The sequence below is a fragment of the Labedella phragmitis genome, assembly GCF_004078635.1.
Classification (GTDB): Bacteria; Actinomycetota; Actinomycetes; order Actinomycetales; family Microbacteriaceae; genus Labedella; species Labedella phragmitis.
Genome location: NZ_RZNB01000002.1, coordinates 377,904 through 391,299, shown reverse-complemented (window position 1 = coordinate 391,299; position 13,396 = coordinate 377,904). Strand labels below are relative to the sequence as shown.

Genomic DNA, 13,396 nt, shown 5'->3' with positions numbered 1-13,396 from the left:
CCTCAACCGGCCTTGCGGGTCAGTTCCCGCTCGGCGTCGAAGATCTCCTTGAGGAACAGTCCCGTGTGGCTCTTCTTGACCGTCGCGAGCTTCTCGGGTGTTCCCGTGGCGAGCACGCGTCCTCCCCCGGCACCGCCCTCCGGACCCATGTCGATGAGCCAGTCCGCCGATTTGATGACGTCGAGGTTGTGCTCGATCACGATGACCGTGTTGCCCTTGTCGACGAGGCTGCCGAGGACGAGCAGGAGCTTCCGCACGTCCTCGAAGTGCAGGCCCGTCGTTGGCTCGTCGAGGACGTAGACGCTGCGGCCGTTCGTACGGCGCTGGAGCTCCGTGGCGAGCTTGACGCGCTGCGCCTCTCCACCGGACAGGGTCGTCGCGCTCTGACCGAGACGGACATACCCGAGCCCGACATCCACGAGGGTCTTGAGGAAGCGGTGGATCGACGAGATGGGCTCGAAGAACTCCGCAGCCTCGGCGATCGGCATGTCGAGGACCTCGGCGATGTTCTTGCCCTTGTAGTGGACAGTGAGGGTGTCACGGTTGTAGCGCGCGCCGCCGCAGACCTCGCACGCGACGTAGACGTCGGGCAGGAAGTTCATCTCGATCTTGATCGTGCCGTCGCCCGAGCAGGCCTCGCAGCGCCCGCCCTTGACGTTGAAGCTGAACCGACCCGGCTGGTAACCGCGGGTCTTGGCCTCGACCGTCTCGGAGAAGAGCGTTCGGATGCGGTCGAAGACGCCCGTGTAGGTCGCGGGATTCGAGCGCGGAGTGCGACCGATGGGCGCCTGATCGACGTGGATGACCTTGTCGAGCTGTTCGAGACCGGTGACGCGTGTGTGCTTGGCCGGGACCTTGCGGGCGCCGTTGAGCTTGTTCGCGAGGACGCGGTAGAGGACGTCGTTGACGAGCGACGACTTGCCCGAGCCGCTCACTCCCGTGACGGCCGTGAACACGCCGAGCGGGAAGTCGACCGTGACGTTGCGGAGGTTGTTGGCCGACGCACCGACGACCGAGATCATGCGAGCGGGGTCGATCGGGCGGCGGCGCTCGGGCGTCTCGATGGACTTGCGGCCGGACAGGTAGTCTCCCGTGAGCGACGCGTGCTCCTTCACAAGCGAGTCGTAGTCGCCCGAGTGCACGACGGTGCCGCCGTTGACGCCGGCACCCGGTCCGATGTCGACGATCCAGTCGGCGGTGCGGATGGTGTCCTCGTCGTGCTCGACGACGATGAGCGTGTTGCCCAGGTCGCGCAGCTTGACGAGAGTCTCGATGAGGCGCCGGTTGTCGCGCTGGTGGAGACCGATGCTCGGCTCGTCGAGCACGTAGAGGACGCCCGTGAGCCCCGAACCGATCTGCGTCGCGAGCCGAATGCGCTGCGCCTCGCCGCCCGAGAGCGACCCCGCCGAACGGGCCAGGTCGAGATAGCCGAGGCCGACCTCGTTGAGGAAGTCGAGGCGGACCTTGATCTCTCGCAGCACCTGGGCGGCGATTTTGGCCTCGCGGTCGGTGAGTTCGAGCCTGTCCATGAAGGCCCGCGCGTCCTCGAGGCTGAGGAGCGAGACGTCGGCGATGTTCTCCCCGTGGACGAGCACGGCGAGAACCTCGGGCTTGAGCCGCTTGCCCTGGCAGACGGGGCAGTTGACCTCGCGGAGGTATTCGGCCCAGCGGCTGCGCTGCACGTCCGTCTCGGCCTGGAGATACTGCCGCTCGATGTACGGCATGACGCCTTCGAAGCCCGACGAGTAGCTCATCTCACGGCCGTAGCGGTTGCGCCACTTGACCTTGACCTTGAAGTTCTCACCCCGGAGCACGGCTTCCTGGACGCGCTTCGGCAGGTCCTTCCACGGGGTACTGAGGGAGAAATCGAGGTCGCGAGCGAGGCCCTCGAGGAGCTTTTCGTAGTACTGGTAGAGCCCCTTGCCCTGTGTGGTCCATGGGACGATGACGCCCTCGTCGATGCTCAGGGATACGTCGCCGAGCAGGAGCTCGTCGTCGACGGCCATCTTCGTGCCGAGTCCCGAGCATTCGGGGCATGCGCCGAACGGCGCGTTGAACGAGAACGTGCGTGGCTCGATCTCCGTGAGCTGGATCGGGTGGTTGTTGGGGCAGGAGAGCTTCTCGGAGAACGTCGTCGTGGCTTCCGGGCCCTGCTCGTCGACGAAGTTGATCTGGACGACGCCGTCGGTGAGCGAGAGAGCCGTCTCGAGCGAGTCCGTGAGGCGCGTGAGCGCGTCGGGGCCCGCGACGAGACGGTCGACCACCACGGAGATGTCGTGCTTGTAGGACTTCTTGAGGGTGGGAGGGTCGCTCAGCTGGACCGTCTCGCCGTCGACCACGGCGCGCGCGTAGCCCTTCGCCGACAGTTCCTGGAAGAGGTCGACGAACTCGCCCTTCTTCTGCGAGACGACGGGGCTCATCACCATGTAGCGGGTGCCGGCCTCGAGGTTCATGAGCTGGTCGGCGATCTGCTGGACGGTCTGCCGCTGAATGGGCTCGCCGCACACCGGACAGTGCGGAACGCCGATGCGCGCCCACAACAGTCGCATGTAGTCGTAGACCTCGGTGATCGTTCCGACAGTGGACCGCGGATTGCGGTTCGTCGACTTCTGGTCGATCGAGACCGCGGGGCTCAGTCCCTCGATGAAGTCGACGTCGGGGCGGTCCACCTGGCCCAGGAACTGGCGAGCGTAGGCGGAGAGCGACTCCACATAGCGGCGCTGGCCCTCGGCGAAGATCGTGTCGAAGGCGAGCGACGACTTGCCCGATCCGGAGAGCCCCGTGAACACGACGAGGGAATCGCGCGGAATGTCGAGATCGACGTTCTGGAGATTGTGGACACGGGCACCACGGACGCTGAGCTGCGCGCTCTGTTCTACTGGGGAAATCGACACCTCAAAAGTCTACGGGGACCCACTGACACTGGGTCCCGCCGAGCTCTCGCCGTCCGCGAACAGCGCGCCCGGCAGACCGTCACGCGGCGGGCACTGCTGTTGCGTTCCCGCCACGGACGGCGCTGGAACGACTACGCGTGCCCCGCCTTCTCCATCTGCCGCAGCTCACGCTTGAGCTCCGCGACCTCGTCGCGCAGGCGCCCTGCGAGCTCGAATTTGAGCTCGGCCGCCGCCGCGAGCATCTGACCGTTGAGGTCGGCGATGATCGCCTCGAGGTTGTTGGCGCCCTCTGCTGCGAGGCCCTCACGGCGCAGGTTGGGCGTCGGGCTCTTCTTCTTGCCCTCTCGACCCGCGAGCATTCGTGCCGTGTCCTCGCCTTCGCGCGCGAGCATGCCCGTGATGTCGGCGATCTTCTTCCGCAGCGGTGTGGGATCGATTCCGTGCTCGGCGTTGTACGCCAGCTGGCGATCGCGGCGACGATCGGTCTCCTCGATCGCGCGCTTCATCGAGTCGGTGACGACGTCCGCATACATGTGGACTTCTCCCGAGACGTTTCGAGCGGCACGGCCGATCGTCTGGATGAGCGAGGTCGACGAGCGCAGAAAGCCCTCCTTATCGGCGTCGAGGATCGCCACGAGCGACACCTCGGGAAGGTCGAGACCCTCACGCAGCAGGTTGATGCCGACGAGGACGTCGTAGACGCCGGCCCGGAGCTCGGAGAGCAGCTCCACGCGGCGGAGCGTATCGACGTCCGAGTGGAGGTACCGGACCCGGACGCCCGCTTCCGTGAGGAAGTCGGTGAGTTCCTCCGCCATCTTCTTCGTGAGGGTTGTGACGAGGACGCGCTCGTCTCGTTCCGCTCGAGCGACGATCTGCTCGAGGAGGTCGTCGATCTGGCCTTTCGACGGCTTGACCACGATCCGAGGATCGACGAGACCGGTCGGGCGGATGATCTGTTCGACCACGCCGTCCGCGATGCCCATCTCGTAGCGTCCGGGAGTCGCCGAGAGGTACACGGTCTGGCCCACACGCGACTTGAACTCGTCCCACGTGAGGGGACGGTTGTCCATCGCGCTCGGGAGCCGGAAACCATGCTCGACGAGCGTGCGCTTGCGCGACGCGTCTCCCTCGAACATCGCGCCGATCTGCGGAACCGTGACGTGGGATTCGTCGATGACGACGAGGAAATCGTCCGGGAAGTAGTCGAGCAGGCAGTTCGGCGCCTGGCCGGGTGCGCGACCGTCGATGTGACGCGAGTAGTTCTCGATGCCGGAGCAGAATCCGATCTGCTGCATCATCTCGAGATCGAAGTTCGTGCGCATGCGCAGCCGCTGCGCCTCGAGGAGCTTGCCCTGCTTCTCGAGTTCGGCCAGGCGCTCCTCGAGTTCGATCTGGATCGTCCCGATGGCACGCTGCATCGTGGCGGGGCTCGCCGCATAGTGCGTGGCGGGGAAGATCGAGACGGCGTCGAGCTTCTTGACGACGTCTCCCGTGAGCGGGTGCAGGGCGTAGAGGGCCTCGATCTCGTCGCCGAACATCTCGATGCGGATGGCGAGCTCTTCGTAGACGGGGATGATCTCGATGGTGTCGCCGCGCACCCGGAAGTTGCCGCGGGAGAAATCGACGTCGTTGCGGTTGTACTGCATGCCGATGAACGAACGGATGAGCCGGTCGCGGCCGATCGAGTCGCCGACGTGGAGGGCCACCATCGCCTCGAGGTACTCCTCCGCCGCCCCGAGGCCGTAGATGCATGACACCGTCGACACGACGACGACGTCGCGCCGCGACAGCAGCGAGTTGGTGGTGGAGTGCCGGAGCCGCTCGACCTCCGAGTTGATCGACGAGTCCTTCTCGATGAAGGTGTCCGTCTGGGGGACGTACGCTTCCGGCTGGTAGTAGTCGTAATAGGACACGAAGTACTCGACGGAGTTGTTCGGGAGCAGCTCGCGGAACTCGTTCGCGAGCTGGGCCGCGAGGGTCTTGTTGTGGGCGAGGACGAGCGTCGGGCGCTGCGTGGCCTCGATGAGCCACGCGGTCGTCGCGGACTTTCCGGTACCCGTGGCCCCGAGAAGCACGACGTCGGTCTCGCCCGCGTTGATGCGTCCTGCGAGTTCGGCGATGGCCGCGGGCTGGTCGCCGCTCGGCTTGTACTCGCTGACGACCTCGAAGGGGTTCACGGAGCGTGTCGGTTGCATACTCCGATTCTAAATCCTGCCACCGACACGGGGTCCGGTCGGCTACTGCTCCGTGCCGCGGCTCTCGTGACGGTCCACCGCGGTGTGTGCGGCCGCCTCGAGAATGGCGGTGAGACCTCTGACCGCCTCGACCGTGGGGAGCGCATCCACCGTGGGAACGTGGACGAAACCGCCCCTGACATCCGGGGCATCAGAGATCAGATGCATGAGGGCGAAGAAGACGTGGTTGCACACGAACGTGCCGGCCGAATTGGAGACCGAGGTCGCCACGCCGGCGCCCTCCGCCGCTGCCGTGCACGCCTTCACGGGCAGCGTTGAGAAGTAGGCCGAGGGTGCGCCGTCGACGACCGACGAGTCGATCGGCCGGTTCCCGGCGTTGTCGGGAATCCGGGCGTCATCGATGTTGATCGCGACCCGCTCGAGGTCCACGGTCGATCGACTCCCGGCCTCACCCACGGCGATCACGATGTCGGGGCGGTGCTCGCCGACGAGCGCCTCGAGTTCGCGGGGAGCATCGCCGAACACGCACGGGAGGATCGCCGTCACCACGTCGACCTCGCCGATTCGACGAGGAAGCAGCCTGACCGCCTCCTCGGAGGCGTTGACCGCTGAACCACCGAACGGCTCGAAACCGGTCACGAGGACGACGGTCACCGTCGGCCCGATCGCACGTCGTCCCAGAGCGCGTCGACCTGCGCGATCGTCTCCGCCATGGCGCCCGTCGTGTCGATCAGCACGTCGGCGATCGCACGCCGCGCCTCGTCGCTCGCCTGAGCGGCGACACGGCGCTCCGCCTCGACCCTCTCGAGCCCGCGCAACGTCACGAGTCTCTCCACTCGCGTCGCGGCGTCGGCGTCCGCGACGACCACGAGGTCGAACGAGTGGTCCACTCCCGTCTCGACGAGCAACGGCACGTCGTAGATCGCGATCGCGTCAGGCTCGGATCGTCCGATCTCGGCGAGCCGAGCCGCCGCGAGCCGACGCACCTCCGGGTGCACGATCGCGTTGAGCGCGGCGCGTGCCGCGTCGTCGGAGAACACGATCGCTCCGAGCGCTGGGCGGTCGAGAGCCCCATCCGCCGTGAGGACGGACGGCCCGAAGCGCTCGGCGATCGCCTGCAGTCCGGGAGAGCCCGGTTCGACCGCCTCCCGTGAGAGGACGTCGGCGTCGACGACGGACGCGCCGAGTTCCGCGAGCCGACGCGAGATGGTCGACTTCCCGGAGGCGATGCCCCCGGTGAGGGCGATGACCCTCATGGGTCAGCGGGCCGCGAGCTGCGTCTCGAGGTACGTGATCGCCACGTTGCGTGCCTCGTCGAGGAGCCACTCGTCACCATCCGGCTCCGCGTCGAACGCGAGCCGCTGGAGGGCGCGGGACAGCTCGATCGCAACGGCGACACGGGCGTTCCACTCGGCGTCTTCGGGGAGACCGAACTGCGCGAGCTGCCCGACGACGGCGTCGATGTACGAGGTCGACCGGAGGTTGTACTTCTCCTGGCTCTCCTCGTCCGCGAGCACGCGGTACTGCGTGGCGCGATAACCGGGCACGGTCCGGCGCGCGACGACATTCGTGTCCGTGAGGATCTCGAACGTCTCCTTCCAGGACGTCGGCTCTGCCGCGTCGAGTGCCTCGATGCACATCTCCACGTAGCGCTTGATCATGTAGTCGTACACGCCGAGCATGAGCGCGACACGATCGGGGAAGAAGCGGTAGACCGTTCCGATCGCCATCTCCGCGCGCTTGGCGACCTCGGCCGTCGTGACGCCGGCGTGACCCGTCTCGTCGATGATCTCGCCGCAGACGCGGAGGATGTTCTCGAGACTCAGCCGGCTTCGCTCCTGCTGCGGGCTGTTCCGGAGATCCGCGGACTCCGCGTAATCGAGCGCGAGGAACCGTCGCAATGGATCGACATTCACTAGGTTCTGGTCCTTCTCGTTGGTTCGAGTGGTGAGCACGGAGACCTCTGGGTGTGGGACGGCGGTACAGGCTCACCTTAGCATCAGCAGGTAACCCGACCGGCTCGTGCGACACGCCCACGACGCCGTCGATCTTCGGCGAGATGACGGCGGTCGGAGCTCGACATCGCCGCACAACGTCGAACGGTGCGGCACCCCTCGGGGTACCGCACCGTTCGTGTTGCTCAAATCACCGGGAGCCGCGCCAAATGCGGCGGGGTCCCGACGTTCTCAGGAGGAATCGTCCGTGCTCAGGAGTTGCTGGAGAGCTTCTCGCGGAGAGCGGCGAGCGACTCGTCGTCGGCGAGCGTGCCGGCTCCGGTCGACTCGCTCGAGAACGACGATCCGGTCGAGGCGCCCTCGTTCGAGGCCTCCTCGGAAGCGGCCGTGGCGACCTGGCGCTTGTGGGCCTCCCAGCGAGCCTGGGCTGCAGCGTAGTCCTGCTCCCACTTCTCGCGCTGGGCCTCGAAGCCTTCCTTCCACTCGTTCGTCTCGGGGTCGAAGCCCTCGGGGTACTTGTAGTTCCCCTGCTCGTCGTACTCCGTGAGCATTCCGTAGAGCGCCGGGTCGAACTCGGTGCCCTCGGGGTCGACGCCCTCGTTCGCCTGCTTGAGCGAGAGCGAGATCCGACGACGCTCGAGGTCGATGTCGATGACCTTGACGAAGACCTCTTCGCCGACCGACACGACCTGCTCCGCGAGCTCGACGTGCTTGCCCGAGAGCTCGGAGATGTGGACGAGGCCCTCGATGCCGTCCGCCACCCGGACGAACGCACCGAACGGGACGAGCTTCGTGACCTTACCCGGGGCGACCTGACCGATCGCGTGGGTACGGGCGAAGACCTGCCACGGGTCCTCCTGCGTCGCCTTGAGCGACAGGGAGACGCGCTCGCGGTCGAGGTCCACCTCGAGGATCTCGACGGTGACCTCCTGGCCGACCTCGACGACCTCGGACGCGTGCTCGATGTGCTTCCAGCTGAGCTCCGAGACGTGGACGAGACCGTCGACGCCGCCGAGGTCCACGAACGCACCGAAGTTGACGATCGAGGAGACGACGCCCTTGCGGACCTGGCCCTTCTGGAGGTTGTTGAGGAAGGTCGTGCGGCTCTCCGACTGCGTCTGCTCGAGCAGGGCGCGGCGGGACAGGACGACGTTGTTGCGGTTCTTGTCGAGCTCGAGGATCTTCGCCTCGATCTCCTGGCCGAGGTACGGCGTGAGGTCGCGGACGCGGCGGAGCTCGATGAGCGAAGCCGGAAGGAAGCCACGAAGGCCGATGTCGACGATGAGGCCGCCCTTGACGACCTCGATGACCGAGCCGGTGACGACACCGTCGGCGTCCTTGATCTTCTCGACGTCTCCCCAGGCACGCTCGTACTGCGCGCGCTTCTTGGAGAGGATGAGGCGGCCTTCCTTGTCCTCCTTCTGGAGGACGAGGGCTTCGACGGTGTCGCCGACGTTGACGACCTCGGAGGGGTCGACGTCGTGCTTGATCGAAAGTTCGCGCGAGGGGATGACACCCTCGGTCTTGTATCCCACGTCGAGGAGGACCTCGTCGCGGTCGATCTTCACAACAGTGCCTTCGATGAGGTCACCGTCGTTGAAGAACTTCAGAGTCTTCTCGACCGCGGCAAGGAAGTCTTCAGCAGAGCCGATGTCGTTGATAGCGACCTGCTTGGTTGCCTTTTCGGTCGTTGCGGTTGTCATGTAGTGGGTGCTCCAGTATTGGATGGATATCGGGCCCCGCACGTGAACCAGGGTGTTCGGTGTGCAGGGCAGGCGGATAGGCGTCGCGAGTGCGACATTCCATCATAGCTTTTCCCCGACCGGGTTCCAAGCGCCGCGGACGGCGGATTTCCGGGTGTGACGAGCGCCATCGGCCGGACCCGTCACACCCGACCGTCTCAACCGAGCAGAGCCGTCCGCAGGGTGTCGAGGCCGACACCACCGAGGTCGAGGGCGCGCTTGTGGAACGCCTTCATGTCGAAGGCCGCTCCCTCTCGCGCTCGTGACTCGTCGCGGATCTGCTCCCAGATGCGCTGGCCGACCTTGTAGGAGGGGGCCTGCCCCGGCCAACCGAGGTAACGGTTGACCTCGAAGCGCACGAAGCCGTCGTTCATGTTGACGTTGCGACCCATGAAGTCGAAGGCGTACTCGGCCGTCCACGGCCCCGATCCGTCGGGCAGCTGCTTCTCGAGGTGCACTCCGATGTCGAGGACGACGCGTGCGGCGCGCATCCGCTGTCCGTCGAGCATGCCGAGACGGTCCGCCGGATCGTCGAGGTAGCCGAGCTCCTGCATGAGGCGTTCGGCGTAGAGCGCCCAGCCCTCGGCGTGCCCGGACGTGCCCGCGAGTTGGCGGCGCCACGTGTTGAGCATCGCGCGGTTGTAGACGGCCTGGCCGAGCTGGAGGTGGTGGCCGGGGACACCTTCGTGATAGACCGTCGTGAGCTCGCGCCACGTGTCGAACTCCGTGACGCCCTCGGGCACGGACCACCACATCCGCCCGGGCCGCGAGAAGTCGTCGGACGGGCTCGTGTAGTAGATCCCGCCCTCCTGGGTCGGAGCGATCATGCACTCGAGGCGCTTGACCGGGTCCGGGATGTCGAAGTGTGAGCGCGACAGTTCGTCCACCGCGCGATCGCTCGTCTCCTGCATCCAGGTCCGGAGCGCGTCAGTACCCTGGAGCTTGCGGCTCGGGTCCCCGTCGAGGAACTCGATGGCCTCGAGCACGCCGGCTCCGGGCTTGATGAGATCGGCGATGGACTCCTGCTCGGCGACCATCCTCGCGAGCTCCTCGACGCCCCACTCGTACGTCTCATCGAGGTCGATCGTCGCCCCGAGGAACTTGCGCGACTGGATCGCGTAGATCTCGCGCCCGACGGCGTCCTTCTCCGAAGCCACCGGCTCGAGTTCGCGCGCGAAGAAGTCCGCGAGCTCCTGGTACGCCACGGCGGCTTCGCCGGCTCGACGCGTCAACTCGTTGGCGAGTGAGGCGGGAAGCTGACCGGCCTCGGGCGTGGCGTTGGCCGCGAGGCTCGAGAAGAAGCCGTCGCCGTCGGCGAGCTTCTTGGCCTGCTCGAAGACCTCGCGGACTTGCCGCTTTGCGGGGACGACCCCGCGCCGGATTCCCTCCCGGAGCGACTCGATGTAGCCGTCGACCGCGCCCGAGACGTTGCCGAGACGCGTCGAGACGGTCTCCCAATCGTCGACCGACGACGACGGCATGAGGTCGAAGACCTCACGGATGCCCTGGGCCGGGGAGGCGATGACGTTGACGTCGCGGAGGTGGAGGCCGGCGTCGAACTCCTCGAGATCGAGAGCCAGCGAGGCGCGGAGATCGGTCTTCGTGACCTCGTCGACGGCGTCGACGGCCGGGAGCGCATCGAGGGCTGCGATCGTCTTCTTCGCCGCCTCGGCGTAGGCCTCGTGGCCGGCCGGCGAGAAGTCGCCGTACCCGCCCGAGTCCGGCATCCCCCCGATCCACACCGCGACGAGGGGGTCGAGCTCCGCGAGAGTCGTGACCCACTGCTCGGCGACGGCATCGACCGCGGTCGGCGTGCGAACGGGCTCATGACCCGCTTGCGTGGTTCCGTCCGTCGCGGACGGCTGTGCGTTTTCAGTCATGCTCGCGAGCCTATGCCGGGAGCAGACGAGTGGGCAATCCGGGGGGAAAACCGGCGTCAGTGGGCCGCCGCGTCCCAGTTCTGGCCGTGACCGAGCTGCACCTCGAGGGGAACGGACAGCTCGGCCGCGCCGGCCATGCGCGTGCGGACGATCTCCTCGACGGTGTCGGCCTCCGCGCTGTCCACTTCGAAGATGAGCTCGTCATGGACCGTCATGAGCATCCGGGACCGCAGCCCCTGCTCGACGAGGTCATTCTCGACGCGGATCATCGCGAACTTCATGATGTCGGCGGCGGAGCCCTGGATCGGCGAGTTCAACGCGGCTCGCTCGGCATTGTCGCGCAGGACGCGGTTGGCACTCGAGAGCTCGGGGAATGGGCGCCGACGACCGAAGATCGTCGTCGTGTATCCGTCCACCTTGGCCTGGACGACGACGTTCCGCAGGTAGTCGCGCACCGCCCCGAATCGTTCGAAGTAGTCGGCCATGAGGACCTTCGCCTCCGACTGCTCGATGCGCAGCTGCTTCGACAACCCGAAGGCGCTCAAGCCGTAGGCGAGGCCGTAGGACATCGCCTTGACCTTCGTGCGCATGAGCGGCGTCACGTCGGAGGGGTCGACCCCGAAGATCCGCGAGCCGACGAACCGGTGCAGATCCTCCCCCGACCGGAACGCCTCGATGAGCCCTTCGTCGCCCGAGAGGTGAGCCATGATGCGCATCTCGATCTGCGAGTAGTCCGCGGTGAGAAGCGTGTCGTACCCCTCGCCGACGCGGAAGGACTGCCGGATGCGGCGCCCCTCCTCCGTGCGAATCGGGATGTTCTGGAGGTTCGGATCCGTCGACGAGATGCGGCCCGTCGTCGTGCCGCTCTGGACGTAGCGCGTGTGGATGCGACCGTCGTCGGCTATCGAGGCGTCGAGCGTCTCGACGATCTGGCGGAGCTTCGTGGCGTCTCTGTGCTGGAGCAGCAGGTCGAGGAACGGGTGCGGGTTGCTCGCCTGGAGGTCGGCGAGGGCGCCGGCGTCCGTCGAGTACCCCGTCTTGTTCGCCCGGGTCTTGGGCATGCCGAGCTGGTCGAAGAGGACCTCCTGCAGCTGTTTCGGAGAGCCCAGGTTGACCTCTCGACCGATTTCGGCGAAAGCGCGCTGAGCGAGGTCGGCGGCGCGCGCACCGAGGCCCGCGGAGAGATCGGCGAGCGAAACGTGGTCGACCGTCACCCCACGGAGTTCCATCGCCGCGATGACGAGCAGCGTGGGCATCTCGATGTCGCGCATGACGCCGAGCGAACCGGCGTCGAGAGCCGTCTCGAGGTGCGACACGATGCGACCGGTGAACCACGCCTCGGTGGCCACGGACGGCGCGTCGTCCGCCGGCACGAGCTGATTCGGGTCGGCGACGGGGAGCTCCTCGTCGAGGAGCTTCGTCGTGAGATCGGCGAGACTCGCCTCCTTGGCGCCCGGCGCGAGCAGCCACGCGCCGATCTGCGTGTCGAAGGCGAGGCCCGCGAAGGCGACGCCGACGCGCGCGAGCGCCTTCACTTGCGGCTTCGCGTCGTGCATGAGCTTCGGCGAGTCACTCGCGAGCCACTCCTCGAACGGCGCGTAGTCTGCGCCGCCCGGCTGCCACGACAGCAGGACGGTCTCAGAGTCGCTCGCGATGCCTGCGGCGACCGGGCGACCGTCGAGGAGCTCGATCCGGAGGCCGAGTCCCGCGGGGTTGGCCGCACCGGCTCGCGCGAGCCAGCCGCGCAGTTCCTCGTCCAGCAGTCGCTGGGGAGCCGGCGCCGAGATCCGGCGCGCCGTGACGGCGGGCTCGCCGCCGTCCATGCCCTCGAGCTTGAGCACGCGTTCGAGGAGCGTCCGGAACTCGAGGCGGCCGAAGACGTCGCGCACCTCCTGCTCGTCGATGGGACGCTTCTCGAGGGCCTCGATCTCGACACCCACCTCGACGTCGGTCACGAGACGGTTGAGGCGCCTGTTGCGGATGGCGTTCTCCTTGTGCTCGCGCAGGCTCTCGCCGACCTTGCCGGAGATCTTGTCGGCGTTCTCGAGGATGCCGTCGAGGCTGCCGTACAAGCCGAGCCACTTGACGGCGGTCTTCTCCCCCACCTTCGGAACGCCCGGAAGGTTGTCGCTCGTCTCGCCCACGAGCGCCGCGACCTCCGGGTACTGGTGTGGTTCGATGCCGTAACGATCACGGACCTTGTCCGGGTCGTAGCGCGTGAGGTCGGAGACACCCTGACGTGAGGGGTAAAGGAGCGTGACGTCGTCGTTGACGAGCTGAATCGTGTCGCGGTCGCCCGAGACGAGGAGCACCCGATACCCCTGCTCGCGGCCGCGGACCGCGAGCGTCGCGAGGACGTCGTCCGCTTCGAAGTCCTCGATCGAGATCGTGGAGATGTTCATCGCCTTGAGCGCGTCCTGCAGGAGCGGCACCTGACCGATGAACTCCGACGGCGTCTCACCGCGCGTGCCCTTGTACTCGGGGTATTCGCGGGTGCGGAAGCTGAAGCGGGAGATGTCGAACGCCACGGCGAGGTGGGTCGGCTTCTCGGCCTTCAGGAGGTTGATGAGCATCGCGATGAAGCCGTGGATGGCGTTCGTGTGCTGGCCGTCACGCGTCTGGAAACTGTCGACCGGAAGGGCGTAGAACGCCCGGAATGCGAGAGAGTGGCCGTCGATGACGAGGAGGGTAGGCTTTTCGTTGTCCGACACACGCCCAGCCTACAAGCCA

The 13,396-nt window shown here is 66.8% G+C and carries 8 protein-coding genes; all 8 read right to left on the bottom strand.

The window, feature by feature from the left end; translation table 11 throughout:
* Positions 1 to 2: 2 nt before the first annotated feature.
* Positions 3 to 2,894, bottom strand: a complete 2,892-nt coding sequence (uvrA, locus tag ELQ90_RS06530) for an excinuclease ABC subunit UvrA (RefSeq protein ID WP_128494463.1) — start codon at positions 2,892 to 2,894, stop codon at positions 3 to 5.
* A 131-nt stretch (positions 2,895 to 3,025) separates the two neighbouring features.
* Positions 3,026 to 5,089 carry an excinuclease ABC subunit UvrB gene (gene uvrB, locus ELQ90_RS06525; RefSeq protein WP_128494462.1) on the bottom strand — a complete coding sequence of 688 codons (2,064 nt, stop codon included), beginning with the start codon at positions 5,087 to 5,089 and terminating at the stop codon, positions 3,026 to 3,028.
* 42 nt (positions 5,090 to 5,131) lie between these two features.
* A complete protein-coding gene (locus tag ELQ90_RS06520; RefSeq protein ID WP_128494461.1) occupies positions 5,132 to 5,743 on the bottom strand; it encodes a pyroglutamyl-peptidase I in 612 nt (203 codons plus the stop codon).
* A complete protein-coding gene (coaE, locus tag ELQ90_RS06515) occupies positions 5,740 to 6,345 on the bottom strand; it encodes a dephospho-CoA kinase (RefSeq protein ID WP_128494460.1) in 606 nt (201 codons plus the stop codon). Before coaE ends, ELQ90_RS06520 begins: the two co-directional genes overlap by 4 nt.
* Before the next feature lie 3 nt (positions 6,346 to 6,348).
* Positions 6,349 to 7,005, bottom strand: a complete 657-nt coding sequence (locus ELQ90_RS06510; protein ID WP_166408872.1) for a TetR/AcrR family transcriptional regulator — start codon at positions 7,003 to 7,005, stop codon at positions 6,349 to 6,351.
* A 290-nt stretch (positions 7,006 to 7,295) separates the two neighbouring features.
* The gene (gene rpsA, locus ELQ90_RS06505; RefSeq protein ID WP_128494458.1) at positions 7,296 to 8,747 is read right to left on the bottom strand and encodes a 30S ribosomal protein S1; all 1,452 of its coding nucleotides are present in this window, start codon (positions 8,745 to 8,747) and stop codon (positions 7,296 to 7,298) included.
* Between the two features lie 197 nt (positions 8,748 to 8,944).
* Positions 8,945 to 10,666, bottom strand: coding sequence for a DUF885 domain-containing protein (locus ELQ90_RS06500; RefSeq protein ID WP_128494457.1), 1,722 nt, complete (start codon positions 10,664 to 10,666; stop codon positions 8,945 to 8,947).
* 56 nt (positions 10,667 to 10,722) lie between these two features.
* Positions 10,723 to 13,377, bottom strand: a complete 2,655-nt coding sequence (gene polA, locus ELQ90_RS06495; protein WP_128494456.1) for a DNA polymerase I — start codon at positions 13,375 to 13,377, stop codon at positions 10,723 to 10,725.
* Positions 13,378 to 13,396: the final 19 nt, after the last annotated feature.